Source organism: Acidisphaera sp. S103 (genome assembly GCF_009765975.1).
Classification (GTDB): domain Bacteria; phylum Pseudomonadota; class Alphaproteobacteria; order Acetobacterales; family Acetobacteraceae; genus Rhodopila.
Map to the genome: position 1 here is coordinate 104,446 of NZ_LMUJ01000092.1, position 14,534 is coordinate 118,979.

General features: G+C 63.6%; 11 protein-coding genes. 8 read left to right on the forward strand and 3 right to left on the reverse strand.

Annotation, left to right across the window (positions count from 1 at the left end):
* Positions 1–12 precede the first annotated feature (12 nt).
* From GSQ89_RS30195 to GSQ89_RS30230, 8 genes are all read left to right on the forward strand, one after another.
* Complete coding sequence (locus GSQ89_RS30195) at positions 13–2,178, forward strand: malate synthase G (RefSeq protein WP_158931817.1); 2,166 nt, start codon at positions 13–15, stop codon at positions 2,176–2,178.
* A gap of 212 nt (positions 2,179–2,390) precedes the next feature.
* A complete protein-coding gene (locus GSQ89_RS30200) occupies positions 2,391–3,470 on the forward strand; it encodes an NF038122 family metalloprotease (protein ID WP_158931818.1) in 1,080 nt (359 codons plus the stop codon).
* Between the two features lie 212 nt (positions 3,471–3,682).
* The gene (locus tag GSQ89_RS30205; protein WP_158931819.1) at positions 3,683–4,879 is read left to right on the forward strand and encodes a hypothetical protein; all 1,197 of its coding nucleotides are present in this window, start codon (positions 3,683–3,685) and stop codon (positions 4,877–4,879) included.
* A 9-nt stretch (positions 4,880–4,888) separates the two neighbouring features.
* A complete protein-coding gene (locus GSQ89_RS30210) occupies positions 4,889–5,716 on the forward strand; it encodes a tetratricopeptide repeat protein (RefSeq protein ID WP_158931820.1) in 828 nt (275 codons plus the stop codon).
* Positions 5,717–5,855: 139 nt separating this feature from the next.
* Positions 5,856–6,512, forward strand: a complete 657-nt coding sequence (locus tag GSQ89_RS30215; RefSeq protein WP_158931821.1) for a 3-oxoacid CoA-transferase subunit A — start codon at positions 5,856–5,858, stop codon at positions 6,510–6,512.
* 11 nt (positions 6,513–6,523) lie between these two features.
* The gene (locus GSQ89_RS30220; RefSeq protein ID WP_158931822.1) at positions 6,524–7,171 is read left to right on the forward strand and encodes a 3-oxoacid CoA-transferase subunit B; all 648 of its coding nucleotides are present in this window, start codon (positions 6,524–6,526) and stop codon (positions 7,169–7,171) included.
* Positions 7,168–8,964, forward strand: a complete 1,797-nt coding sequence (locus tag GSQ89_RS30225) for an alpha/beta hydrolase domain-containing protein (protein ID WP_158931823.1) — start codon at positions 7,168–7,170, stop codon at positions 8,962–8,964. The genes GSQ89_RS30220 and GSQ89_RS30225 overlap by 4 nt, the downstream gene beginning before the upstream one ends.
* 84 nt (positions 8,965–9,048) lie before the next feature.
* A complete protein-coding gene (locus tag GSQ89_RS30230) occupies positions 9,049–11,718 on the forward strand; it encodes an S-layer family protein (RefSeq protein WP_158931824.1) in 2,670 nt (889 codons plus the stop codon).
* Positions 11,719–11,751: 33 nt separating this feature from the next.
* On the opposite strand, the gene GSQ89_RS30235 is transcribed toward GSQ89_RS30230, so the two are convergent.
* From GSQ89_RS30235 to GSQ89_RS30245, 3 genes are read right to left on the reverse strand one after another with little or no spacing between them, the layout of a single operon-like run.
* Positions 11,752–12,819 carry an ABC transporter ATP-binding protein gene (locus tag GSQ89_RS30235; protein WP_158931825.1) on the reverse strand — a complete coding sequence of 356 codons (1,068 nt, stop codon included), beginning with the start codon at positions 12,817–12,819 and terminating at the stop codon, positions 11,752–11,754.
* Positions 12,820–13,650 (reverse strand): sn-glycerol-3-phosphate ABC transporter permease UgpE, encoded by an 831-nt coding sequence (ugpE, locus tag GSQ89_RS30240; protein ID WP_158931826.1) that lies wholly within the window; start codon positions 13,648–13,650, stop codon positions 12,820–12,822.
* Entirely contained in the window at positions 13,647–14,528 is an 882-nt protein-coding gene (locus GSQ89_RS30245) for an ABC transporter permease subunit (RefSeq protein WP_158931827.1), read from the reverse strand. The genes ugpE and GSQ89_RS30245 overlap by 4 nt, the downstream gene beginning before the upstream one ends.
* Positions 14,529–14,534 lie beyond the last annotated feature (6 nt).

Genomic DNA, 14,534 nt, shown 5'->3' on the forward strand with positions numbered 1-14,534 from the left:
AAGGTAATCCGCATGGATTATGTCGAGTCAGCTGGTATCCGCATCGCCAAGCCGCTTTACGACTTTGTTGACAGTGAGGCCCTGCCGGGAACCGCCATCGGCAGCGATGCTTTCTGGAGCGGGTTCGCCGGGCTGCTCGCCGAACTGGCGCCACGTTGCAAGGCGTTGCTCGATAAGCGCGACAACATTCAGCAGCAACTGGACACATGGCATCAGGCCAACAAGGGCAAGCCGGCGGACATCGATGGCTATCTAATTTTCCTGCGCAGCATCGGCTACCTCGTGGGGGAACCGGCCAACGTTGCAGTCAGTACCTCGAATGTTGATGCGGAGATCGCCACGCTCGCGGGTCCGCAATTGGTCGTTCCGGTCACCAACGCCCGGTACGCATTGAATGCCGCCAACGCCCGCTGGGGCAGTCTGTACGACGCGCTGTATGGCACCGACGCGATTCCGGAAGACGACGGCGCGACCCGCGGGCCGGGATTCAACAAGGTCCGCGGCGGCAAAGTCGTGGCGAAGGCGCGTGAAATCCTGGACGGCGCGGCGCCGCTCACGACCGGCGGCCACGCCGACGCGGTCCTCTACACGGTGAAGGACGGGGCACTCTCGGTCAGCCTGAGGAGTGGCGGCACCACCGGGTTGAAGGACCCATCGCAGTTCGCCGGTTACCGGGGCGAGGCTTCGGCGCCGTCGATCGTGTTGCTCAAACATAACGGCATTCATCTCGAAATTGTGATCGATCGGACGAACATGATCGGCAAGGACGACCCTGCTGGTGTCGCCGACGTGGTGATGGAAGCTGCCCTGACGACCATCCAGGATTGCGAGGATTCCATCGCCGCCGTCGACGCCGATGACAAGGTTGTTGCCTACCGCAACTGGCTGGGTCTGATGAACGGCTCGCTGGAGGACACGTTCGAGAAAGCCAGCCAGACGATGACCCGCCGGCTGAACCCAGACCGGCAATACACCAAACCGGCGGGCGGCACGCTGTGGCTGTCAGGCCGCAGCCTGATGCTGATCCGCAATGTTGGCCATCACATGTACACCGACGCGGTTCTGGATGCCTCGAGCGCGGAAATCCCGGAAGGCTTCCTGGATGCGGCGGTGACCTCGCTGATCGCGGTGCATGACCTGACCAGCAAAGGATCGATCAAAAACAGCCGGGCCGGATCGATCTACATCGTCAAGCCGAAGATGCATGGGCCGGAGGAAGTGGCGCTGACCGCCGACCTATTCGGGCGTGTTGAAACCATCCTCGGACTGGTCGCGAACACGTTGAAGATGGGCATCATGGATGAGGAACGGCGGACCTCCGCCAACCTCAAGGCCTGCATCGCGGCGGCGGCGCACCGGGTTGTGTTCATCAATACCGGCTTCCTGGACCGGACGGGTGACGAGATCCACACCTCCATCGAAGCCGGGCCGATGATCCGCAAGAACGATATGCGCGGCACCGCCTGGATCAAGGCGTATGAAGACCAGAACGTCGAGATCGGCCTGGAATGCGGGCTGCGGGGCAAGGCGCAGATCGGCAAAGGCATGTGGGCCGCACCCGACCGGATGGCGGACATGCTGGTGCAGAAGATCGGCCACCCGATGGCGGGTGCCAACACCGCCTGGGTGCCCTCACCCACTGCCGCGACGCTGCACGCGCTGCATTATCATCAGGTCGATGTCGCCGCGCGGCAGACCGAACTGGCGTCTCGCCCCCGGGCGCCCCTGAAGAACCTGCTGACCATCCCGCTGGCCGAGGGCCAGAACTGGTCCCAGGACGATCTGCGGCAGGAATTGGATAACAACTGCCAGGGCATCCTCGGCTACGTGGTTCGCTGGATCGACCAGGGGATCGGCTGCTCCAAGGTGCCGGACATCCACGATGTCGGCCTGATGGAGGACCGGGCGACGCTGCGGATTTCCTCGCAACACATCGCCAACTGGCTGCTGCATGGCGTGGTGACCAAAACGCAGGTGACCGAGGCGCTGCAGCGCATGGCGGTGGTGGTCGATCGGCAGAACGCGGGCGATCCCCTGTATAAGCCGATGGCGCCCGCGTTTGACGGGGTGGCTTACAAGGCTGCCTCCGACCTGATCTTCGATGGGCGCACGCAGCCGAACGGCTATACCGAGTTCATCCTGCATCGCCGCCGGCGGGAGGCGAAGGGTGGGGCCTAAGACCGATAGGCGAGAGCGGATTAGATTCACGCGATGAAAGGATGAAAATTAGACAAAATTGGTCTTGATATCCCAACGATCACGCCTTAAACCGGTCGTACCGTATCGTTAATTGATGAAAGTCGCTTAATCGGCGGCGGGTTGGTCAAACGGTGCGGGACGTGACTCATCGCGGGCAACGGGCGCGCTCTGACGGACAGGCCAAGAAGACCATGAACCAAAATACGAAAACGGGCGGTTTCATTGCACTGGCGATGCTTGGCGGGGCCGCCTTACTGCCGGCACCGGCATTCGCCAACCTCGTGCTGGATGTGACCTACGACTTTTCCTACGATCCGGGTATCACCCTGGCGCAGGAAAACCAGGTCGAAACCGCCTTCAACGGCGTTGCCCAGCAGTTCGAGGCCGCGATCACCAATCCCATCACGGTCAATGTGCAAGTCTCGGTTGGGACCATCAACGGAACAACGCAGACATTGCCCAGCGGCAACGATAGCGGAAATGAGGTCCACCTCATCCAGATGGGGCCGACCGCGGCAACATCGTTGGCCGCCACCGAGGCCGCCCTGGCAAGCACCGGGGCAACGCTTCCCGCCGCCCCTGCGACTGGTGGGGCCACTTTCTATATGCCACAGGCGGAATTCAAGGCCTTGGGATTGTCTCCGGCCAACTTTTCGCCGTTGAACCCCATCGACGGCTATATCGGCTTCAGCAGCAATTTGGCCCTGTTCAGCTTCTTGGGCACGCCCAGCGGCGGCGCGGTTTCGTTTCAAGCGGTGGCGGAACATGAAATAGAGGAGGTGCTCGGGCGACTATCTAGCCTGAACGACGGAGGCGTCACCTCCAGTTATGAGGCCCTTCCATTTGACTTGTTCCGCTACAGCAGCCCCGGCGTGTCCAGCTATAGTGAGAATGCCGCTGCCTATGCTTCCACCGATGGCGGGGTAACGGACCTGGGTACATTCGAGTATGTCGACCCCAACGCCGATCGCAGCGATTGGTTGAATTTGCCCAATCCAACCTCGACCGACGCACAGAATTCCGGGTTCACTCAGAACGTGAACGAAGGCCTTTCAATCTCCGACGAAGACGTGCTGAAGGGCCTCGGTTATACGATCGCTGCCAACAACGGAGGCAACTTGTTCGACGGCAGCAATGCCCCGGTCGGGGCCACACCCAGCGTGAACAACCCGCGGCCCGTGCCGGAACCGGGAACCTTGTCATTGCTCGCGGTGGGGGCTGGCTTTGCCGGGCTGATGCGTCGCCGCGGGCGGCGATCCGTTCTCGCCTGACCTGACAAAGAGATCCGTCGCGTATTTTCCCGGGGCGACACATTGCCGAACGAGTGTATGAACGACCGCATGTGGATCGCCATGCAGGCCACCCGATGTTCGTAGTGACGACAGCCAAACTGGCCGGAGCGCGTTAGGCCATGTCGTGGGGCGGTAGCGGCGGCTTTTTTGGCCCCCCGGCCAACACGCGGCCACGGGTGGGTTCGGCCATCATGGCTGATCCGCGGCGTGACGGCTCTTCCGCCACATCGCCGCCCGCCAAACTCGACGATCTGCGTGCCGTCGCCCGCGATGCGTATGCGAAAGGACGTTTAGCGGATGCGGCCGAAGCCCAATCCGCCGTTCTGGCCATGGCCCGAGCAACCGGCACCCAAGTGGCCGACGACTTCCTGTTCGCGGGCCTGATCCACCACGCCGATCATCGTATCGCCGATAGTGTCGAGGTACTGCGGGATGCAATCCGCCTATATCCGGACAACGCCTCATTACATGAGAATCTGGCTGTCCTTCTGTTGGCCGGGTTCGATATCGCCGGCTCGATCGCGGCTTGCGAGGCCGCCCTTGCCTTGGGATCCGACAGCGCCAACGTGCATGACTGCCTGTGCGAAGCCCATCAGCGCACCGGGCGCACGGACCTTGCGGTGGCGGCCGGACGCCTGGCGCTGGAGAACAAGGACCGCCGCTTCGGCGTCGCGACGCCCTTGGTGGCGATACCGACCGGCCTGCCGCCAGCGTTCAATCCCGGCCGTCCGGAGCAAAACATCATCGCCTACACGCTATGGGGCAACCTGCCGCGCTATCAGGTGCCGTTGCTGGAGAACGCCCGTATCCGGCCGCATCTGTTTCCCGAATGGACCATCCGGGTTTACCATGACCTTTCAGTCGATTCCGGTTACCTTGCGCAATTGTCTGCTCACGGTGTGCAGCTCCGACCGATGCGGCTGCCGTCCGGCGTTCCCACACATCGCGGCCTGCTGTGGCGATTCGAGGCGATCGCCGACCCGGCCGTACAACGTTTTCTGATTCGCGACGCCGACTCGCTGCTGACGGTGAAGGAACGGGTCGCCGTCGATGTCTGGCTGCGTTCGGACTTCCACTTCCACGCCATGCGCGATTGGTACACCCACACCGACCTTCTGCTGGCCGGCATGTGGGGCGGAGTGGGCGGCATCCTGCCGCCGCCGGCGACGCTGCTGCGCGCCTACACGGCCTGGCGCGTGGAAAACGACCACGTCGATCAGGATTTACTGACCGAAACGGTTTGGCCGACAGTCCGCCACAACGTGCTGATCCACGACAGTATTTTCCAACCCTGCTTGGGCAGCGTGCCGTTTCCGCCGTTCGGGGACCTGCCGGTGGGGCATCATATCGGGCAAAATGCCTTCCTCCATTTCAGCAAGCCCGGCTAAGCTGCCAGCATGTTCCGGCGGCCGATACTCTTCTGTGCGTCCCTGGTCCTGGTAAGTGGAATTGCCGGCGCCGCCTGGTGGCGAAGCGCGCCCCAACCCAAGTGGGAAGACACTTCGGCTGACCTGCCAATTCCCCCATTCCCTCCGCGTATCGCCGAAGGCAGTACCTATGAAACCTGCCTCGACACGTTGGCCAGCGATCCGACGGGCGCGGTCGCACTGGCCGCGACCTGGCAGGCTGACGGCGGAGGCGATGGCGCGGTGCATTGCCACGGGCTGGCGCTGATCGCTTCGGGCCAACCAGCGTCCGGAGCCGAGGTGCTGGAGCAACTCGCGCGGCAAAGCAGCGCCCCGGCGATGGCTCGTGCCTCCGTCCTCAGCCAGGCGACGCAGGCACGTATGATGGTCGCGCAGGCGGACAAAGCGGTGGAGGACGCCACGCAGGCGCTCAGCCTGTCGCCAGACGATACCGAGCTGTTCATCATGCGGGCGACGGCCGAGGGCGTGCTTGGCCGATTCCAGGACGCCGTCGACGATGTGAGCCAGGCCCTGCGGCAGGACGCCCAGCGACCCGATGCGTTGGTCCTGCGGGCGATGATGCGGCGGAAATTGAACCAGCTCGATCTGGCGCAGGCGGATGTTTCCCGGGCACTGACATTGGACCCTGACGATCCGGACGCGTTGCTGGAGCGGGGTATCCTGCGCCAGCGGCTGGGCGACCCGGCGGGTGCCCGAGCCGATTGGGAACGCGCGCGCGGGGTTGATCCGAACAGCACGACCGCCGATCTGGCGCAGCAGGACCTGTCGCTGCTGGAGGCTGGGCCGACAGCACAGTAGGTGACGAGGTGAGTGGCTCGCATGCCTTCGTACCGGCACGCCGCCCGCGCAACGACGAGAGACGTTCCGTTGCCAGCGGGCCGAAACCGCGCTCAGATACCGGTCCAACAGCGTTCAAAGTCCAAGGAACAATCGTCGAATGATCGATAAATTCGTGCCCGATGTGGCGGCCGCGCTGGCCGACATCGCGGACGGTGCCGTCATCTTGCTGCCAGGCTTCGGCAATGGCATGCCGGAAACCCTGGTGAAGGGCCTCATCGCGCAAGGCGCGCGGGATTTGACCCTGGTGGTGAACTCCGGTGGGCGGGATACGGGGCCGACAGCCGATATCCTTGCGTCCGGTCAGTGCCGGAAACTGATCTGCAGTTTTGTCCGAGCCGACAGCGTTGCCGGGCGTTTGTTCGCCGCCGGCAAGCTGGAATTGGAGATCGTCCCCCAAGGCACGCTGGCGGAACGGCTGCGCGCGGCAGGTGCCGGGGTGCAGGCGTTCTATACCCCGACAGGTGCCGACACGCTGCTGGCCGAGGGCCGTGAGACTCGGGTCATCAACGGCCGCAACTGCCTGCTGGAATATCCGCTGCCGGGCGATGTCGCGCTGGTGGACGCGTGGGAAGCTGATCGCTGGGGCAATCTGACGCACCGCGAAAGTGCCAGGAATTTCAACCCGGTGATGGCGATGGCGGCTGCATTAACCGTCGTCCAGACCCGCCACGTCGTTGCGCTCGGCGATATTCCGCCCGCCAATGTCCATACGCCCGGTGTCTTTGTGCACCGCGTCGTGCATGTTCCAGCGTGAAAGAAGCCACCATGACATTCCGTCCACTGGATCGCGCCGGCATTGCCGCCCGTATCGCGCGGGACATTCCCGAAGGCTGGTTCGTCAACCTGGGCATCGGCATCCCGACCGGCGTGTCGGATCACGTGCCAAACGACCGCGAGGTGATTTTTCATTCGGAGAACGGTGTGATCGGTGCGGGCCCGGCCCCTGCCCCGGACAAGATCAATCCATTCCTGGTCAATGCCGGCACGCAACACATCACGCTGCGCACCGGCGGTTCGTTCGTCCATCACGCCGATAGTTTCGCCATCGCGCGCGGCGGGCATCTCGATCTTTGCGTGCTGGGCGCATTCGAGGTGGCCGAGAACGGTGATATCGCCAACTGGGCACGTTCCCTCGACGAGCCGGTGAAGCAGGTCGGCGGTGCGATGGACCTGGCGATCGGCGCGAAACGTCTGTGGGTCGCGATGGAGCACATCACCAAGGGCCACGGCGGGTCCCGCATCCGGCGGGTGTGCTCCTATCCGCTAACAGCGAAGGGTGTGGTGCGGCGTGTCTATACGGACCTCGCTGTGCTGGAGATCACGCCGCGCGGTTTCGGCGTGCTGGACATGATTCCGGGCATGACACGGGAAGAATTGCAAGAACGTAGCGAAGCGGAGTTGCACTGGACATGATCACCGACATCGAAATCAAGACGCGCGCGCCGTTCGTTGGTGGTGCGACATTTGGGGCCGTGGGCACGTATGAACGGATCGATGGGGTTGCCAGCGGTGCGTTGGATCCGTCGCATCCGCGCAACCGGGGGATCGCCCTGCTGGACAGCGCGCCTCGGAACGCCGCAGGCCTGGTCGAATATCGTAGCGGATTCGTGCTGCTGCGTCCGGTGGATGCGGCGAAGGGCAACGGGCGGCTGTTGTACGAGGTGAACAACCGCGGCCGGATCATGTTGTTCGCCAATTTGTGTGCGGGGGCGGCCGGCAATCAGCCGGCGACGGCGGAAGATTTGGGCAACGCGCTGCCCTTGCGGCTGGGGTTTTCCCTATTGTGGACAGGGTGGGATCCTGGTGCGCCCAAGGCGACCGGATTGTCGCTGGATGTGCCGGCGATCGATGGGATGACGAAGGCCATCCGGGAGGAGTTCGTTTCGGGCACGCGGCTTGGCGTGCATGAGGCTTTCAAGCTTGCGTACGAGGCGGTCGGGCCGGCGAGCGTGACAGTGCGGCGCACGCAGACGGCGCCACGTGTTTCAGTCCCGTCCGAGATGGTCGACCAGAGGACGGTGCGCCCAACAGGGGTGATCGAGACGGGATCGATCTACGAAGTCCGCTATCAGGCGACGAAGCCTCGGGTGCTGGGAATCGGCCATGCGGCGACGCGAGATATCATCAGCCATCTGCGGCACCATGGTTCGGGGCTGGTGGGGCGGCCGGTCGAGCATACGCTGGCCTTTGGGATTTCCCAGGCAGGTCGTTACTTACGAGACCATATCGCGCAGGGCTTCAACGGCGACGAGGACGGACGCCGCGTGTTCGATGGTGTTTTCACGCACGTGGCGGGCATCGGGCGGGTGTTTCACAATACGCCGTTCGGTCAACCGTTCCGCACGCGGACGTGGCACGAAGATCATGACTTCCCCGAAGTGCAGTTCCCGCACGCGGCCGCGGCGATGGACGATCCGGTCACCGGCGGCAGCGGTGCTCTGCTGCGCGGCGACGCCACCGATCCGTTGCTGATCGAAACCAATACCGCCACCGAGTACTGGCAGAAGGGTGCATCGCTGTTGCACACCGATCCGCTGGGGACTCGGGATGTCGCGCTACCGGCGAATGTGCGGACCTATCTGCTGCCGGGCACGCAGCATGGCGGCAAGGCGGGGATGCCGCGCGACAACGGGCCCTGCGTCAATCCGCGCAACTGGCATGACCCGATGCCGGCCATTCGAGCGCTGCTGGTAGCACTGGATGCGTGGGTGACGACGGGGCAGACTCCGCCGGACAGCCGGATACCCCGGATCGCCGATGGAACGTTGGTGAAGGCGGAAAACGTAGCATTTCCCGCGGTTTCGGGGCTGGAACGGCCGCGCGCGGCGAACGATGCGGCGCCGTTGGCGGACTGGGCCGACCCGAAGCCGCCGGTGCGGACCTATGGGTCGCTGGTGCCGCAGGTGGATGCCGATGGCAATGAGATCGCCGGAATCCGGCTGCCGGACATCGCCGTGCCACGCGGCACGTTCACCGGTTGGAATCTCTACAAAGCCCCCTACCCCACCGGCGAGCTTGCCGACCGTGAAGGCACGTTCCTGGCGTTCGCGGCGACCGAGGCAGAACGGCGGAACGATCCGCGAGCGTCACTGGCGGTTCGCTATCCCGGAACGGCCTATGCCGATGCGGTGCGCGCGGTCGCTCAGAAGCTGCAACATGACAGATTCCTGCTACCGGAGGACGTCGAGCGCTATCTGACAAGGTGACATCAGCAAGACAAAAAACGTTATCTTATTGTCCCGATCATAATCGTGTGCTAGTCGAAAGGACAGCGAACACAGAGGATTGTTATGACGACCGAAACGACGATCCTCCAGACCCAGACGGTCGCCAATTCGGCCGCCGGCTGGTCGGTTCCGCTTAGCTTCAATCAGTTCGATCCCGTGCTGGGTACGCTGTCCGGCATCGATGTGGGCGTTGTCGGTACCGTCACCGGCACCGCGGCGATCCAGAACCTGGGCGCGACCGCGGCCAACCTGCAAATCGACCTGCCGAGCACCATTGATGTCGCTGAGTCCGATGGCACGGTGCTGGCCTCGGTCAACCCGGAAGCAAGCACGACGCTCAATCTGGGGGCTTACAACGGGACGACTGGCTTTGCCGGTTCCTCGGGCACCGTGGTGTCGGGTTTCTCCAGCGTGGCGACGGCCGTTGCGGACTACATCCCCAGCCCGGGCACCGGCTCGCCGGTCGTGGGGACCGGGACGATCGATCTGACTGCCAGCAGCCAGGTCAGTTCCGTCCTTCATGCCGACGGCAACCTGCTGAGCCTGACCCAGGGGCAGGCCGGGGCCTCGGTCAGCATACAGTACGATTATCAACCCGCCGCAAGTGGATCCGACGGCAGTTCTTACACCAGCGGCTTGTCTGATGTGGGCATCACGACCAGCCTCCTGCCTGGCGGTCCCGTCACGATACGGACGACCGCGCTGCAGACGCTGGCTGTCAGCGACCGGACGACCGACTGGAACACCATTGTCTCGGCCAACCAGTTCAATCCCGACCTTGGCGCGCTTCTATCGGTCAACCTGACGATCGTGGGCGACATCAATGCCGGGCTTGCGGTGGAGAATCTGGGGGCGACATCAGCATCGATCGGCCTGACCGAGACCGCCGACATCACGTTGACCCTGCCGAACGGCCTCGGTGCCGCCACGGCCGATCCATCCATCGCCAGCACCACGAACCTGGCCGCGTTTGACGGGACGATCGATTTCGCCGGTGCTTCGGGCGAGAACCTGACCGGCCTGACGGGCACAGGGTTCACATCGTCAGAGGTGACCGGCGACCTGTCGGCGTTTGTCGGGACTGGTACGATAGCACTGCCGATCGCCGCCGACAGCCCGTCAACCCTGACCGGCCCAGGCGATCTGGCGGCGGAGTTGCTGACCGAGGCCGGTGCCACAGTAACAATCAGCTATACCTATGCTGTCCCAAATGGTTCTGGACCGTCCTCGCCGCAAATTACCTTCCTCACACCGAACGCCACGATGGCGACTATCGAGGGCGCCAAAGCCGATCAGGGGGTGACCGATCAAGCGACTGTCACGCCGCTCTCCACCGTCGTGATCTCGGATGCCAACGTCAGCCAGAACGAGTCGGTGACGGTAACACTGTCCGCGGCGGCGAACGGCACCCTGACCAACCTCGGCAGCGGCAGCTATGACGCGGCGACCGGTGTGTATACCGACAGTGGTTCCGCCGCCGCGGTCACCACCGCTCTGGATGACCTGGTGTTCAACCCGACGCCGGGTCAGGTTGCACCCGGGCAGACCGTGACGACCGAATTCACCATCGCCGACACGAGTGGTGGCGGCACCGCCACCAATACCACCACATCGGTCATCGCCACGGCCCTGGCGGAGCCGCTGGTCATCGGCGGCACGGAAGCCGGCCAGGGAGTCACCGACCAGACGACGGTTGCACCCTTTGCCAATGTGCTGATCACCGATCCCAACGGCATGCAGACGGAGACTGTGACGGTAGCGCTGTCGGTCGCCGGGAACGGCACGCTGACTCCGCTTGATGGCGGCAGCTACGACGCGGCGACCGGCGTCTTTACCGACACCGGTTCGACCACCGCTGTTACGGCCGCGCTGGACAAGCTGGTTTTCACGCCGGCTCAGGTCGCACCCGGCCAGACCGTCACCACTGGCTTCACCATCACCGACACCGATACTCTCGGGCTGACCGTCACCGATACCACCACGTCGGTTGCCGCCACGGCCGGCGTCTATATCGATACGGCAGCGGCTGCAGCGGCGATCGTGGCGGAACTGGACGGATTGGCGAACCCGCCGACGATCGATGGCACCAAAGCGGGCCAGGCGGTGACCGATCGGACGACAATCGCGCCGTTCTCCGGCGTCACCATTAGCGATACCAATTCCAACCAGACCGAGACGGTGACAGTCGCGTTGTCATCGACCGCGAACGGGACACTGACCAACCTTGGCGGCGGTCACTACGACATCACGACCGGTGTCTATACCGACTCCGGATCCGCCGCCGCGGTGACCACAGCGTTGGATGGACTGGTCTTTACCCCGACGACGGGTCAGGTCGCGCCGAGTCAGACGGTCACGACGAGTTTCACCATCGCCGACATCGATACGGCGGGTGCGAAAGCGGCCGATACGGCGTCGTCCGTCATCTCTACCGCGACCATCGGCATCGTCGCGACAGGACCGAGCGGCTTTATTCACGGCGGGGGCGGCATATCACTGCCGTTCGCCGTCAATACACAGAACACGACATTAGCCATTTTCTCCGCCCCGTGGTCACAGTCGGGCGCCGGCGCAAATCTACCTGGGATCATACCCAGCGACTTCATCCTGGGTGTGGGCAACAACCAGGGATCGGACTTCTCGGCCGCATTCCCGAGGCATCAGGGGGCTAACCCAATCATGTCCCTGTTCACAGACACCGGCTTGATCAGCGGCCATCCACTCTTTTCATAGCCGTCCACGGCGGGCGGGAACGCTGGTCGGTTTTCATTGACCCAAAGGATCGATCCGCTTTCCCGTCCCGGCATCGAACACGTGCGCCTGATCGGCTTGAACGCCGACCGTAACGGTCTCGGTCGCCGTTACCGCACCCGCGACCTTCACCGTGATCGCGTCGGCTTCGCGACCAGCCACCCGCCCGTGCAGCAATGTCTCCGATCCCAAAGGCTCGACCAGATCAACCGTCAAGGTCAAATCGGAACCACCCAGGGTCAAATGCTCCGGCCGGATGCCCAGCGTGACGGCATCGCCTGACCGCCGTCCCTGAAGCGGGATCAGCGGCCCGGCGTCCAGTTGCACCGCGGTTCCGTCACGCGCCAGACGCCCCGGCAGGAAATTCATTGTCGGAGAACCGACAAATCCCGCGACATAGGTATCGGCGGGGCGCTCGAACACCTCCATCGGCGTGGCCAGTTGCGCCGGTGTGCCTTCATGCAGGATCAGCAACCGGTCGCCCAGGGTCATCGCCTCCACCTGGTCGTGCGTCACGTACAGGCTGGTGACACCCAGGCGTCGTTGCAGGCGGCGGATTTCGGCGCGCATCTGGACGCGTAGTTTCGCATCGAGGTTCGATAGAGGTTCATCGAACAGGAATAGTTTTGGATCGCGAACGATTGCGCGCCCCATCGCCACGCGTTGCCGCTGGCCGCCGGACAGTTGCCTGGGCTTACGGGACAACAGCGCTTCCAGACCGAGCAGGGCGGCGGCGTCTTCGACCTTTCGGGTGATGTCGCCGCGCGATAGGCCGCGGATGCGCAGGCCGTACGCCATGTTGTCGAACACCGACATATGTGGATACAAGGCGTAGTTCTGGAACACCATGGCGATGTCCCGTTCGCTGGGGTCCAGTCCTGTAACATCACGGCCACCGATGGTGATACGGCCGGCGGTGGGAGTCTCCAGCCCTGCCACCAGCCGCAGCAGCGTCGATTTGCCGCAACCCGAGGCGCCGACGATCACCAGCATTTCCCCATCGGCGAGGGCAATATCGATCTGCCGCAACACCTGCGTCGCGGCGAAACTCTTGCGCAGGCCTTGCAGTTCCAACGTCGCCATCTATTTCTCGCCTTCCGTCAGGCCGGCAACGAACCAGCGTTGCATCAGCACGACCACCAGCACCGGCGGCACCAGGGCCAAGACTGCGGTGGCCATCACCGCGCCCCAGTCGGTCTGCGTCTCCTCACCAATCATCTTGACGATGCCGATCACGATCGTATCCAGCCCCTGATTGGTCGCCACCAGCAACGGCCAGAGATATTGGTTCCAGCCATAGACGAACAGGATGACGAACAACGCCGCGATATTGGCGCGAGACACCGGCAGCACGATGTCCCATAGGAAACGCAGCGGCCCGGCGCCATCGATACGCGCCGCCTCTACCAGTTCATCGGGGATCGCGGTGAAGACCTGGCGGAACAGCAGCGTCGCGGTAGCCGACGCGATCAGCGGTACCCACAGGCCGGTGAACGTGTTGATCAGCCCGAAATCCGCCATCACGGCGTAGGTGGGGATGATGCGGACCTCGACGGGCAGCATCAGCGTCACGAAGATCAGCCAGAACGCGACCTGGCGGAACGGAAACCGGAAGAACACCACGGCGTAGGCCGACAGGATGGATATGACGATCTTCCCGCAGGCGATCGCCATCGCCATACCGAACGAGATCATCAGCATGTGCCAGACAGGTTCGGTTCCCATCGTGCCGTGCAGCAGGACGCGCTTGTAGACCGACAGGTTGGACAAATGCGGGATCAGCGACAGGTCGCCTCGCATGATCGCGTCGGAATCCTGGGTGGACCCGGCGAACACCAGCCACACGGGCAGTGCGAACAACACGACGCCGAGGATCAGGACCGCATGGGCGAGATAGTCGGGACGGTCCTTCATGACACTGTCTTCCGCCCCATGAACCGGAACTGCACCGCGGTGATGGCGATCACCCCGAACATCAGCACCACGGATTGAGCCGACGACGACCCGATATCCTGGTTGATCACGCCGTCGCGGAACACTTTCAGCACCAGGGTTTCGGTGTCCTGCCCCGGGCCGCCCTGGGTCAGCGCGAAAATCGTGCCGAATGTGTCGAACGCGGCGTAAACCACGTTGACCACCAGCAGAAAGAACGTCGTGGGCGCCAGCAAGGGAAAGGTAATGGTGCGGAACCGGTGCCAGCCTTTGGCACCGTCCATCCTGGCAGCCTCGGTCACCGCGCGCGGGATCGATTGCAGGCCGGCCAGGAAGAAGATGAAGTTGTAGCTGACCTGTTTCCAGGCGCTGGCGGAGATGACCATCAGCATCGCCTGCGTGCCGTTCAGCGTGTAGTCCCAGGCGATGCCGTGATCGTTCAGCCAGCGGCCCAGCAGGCCGACCCTGGGGTTCAGCACGAACAGGAACAGCACCGCCGACATCGCGGGCGCGATCGCGTACGGCCAGATCAGCAGCGTGCGGTAGATGCCTCGCCCGGCGATGGACCGGTCGGCAAACACCGCCAATACAAGCGCGATGCCCATCGCCGCCACGCTGACGGCCAGACAGAAGAACACCGTCCGGACGATGGACGCCACGTATAGGGGGTCAGTGAACAGGTCGACGAAATTGTCCAACCCGACGAACACCGAACCTTGGCCGAACGCATCCTGGGTGATCAGGCTGGACCACACCGCCTGTCCAGCCGGCCAGTAGAAGAAGAAAAACGTCAGCAGAAGCTGCGGCAGCAGCAGCGCCACCGGCAGCAGGCGGCCATTGAAGATCGTGCGGCGGTCCACCGGACC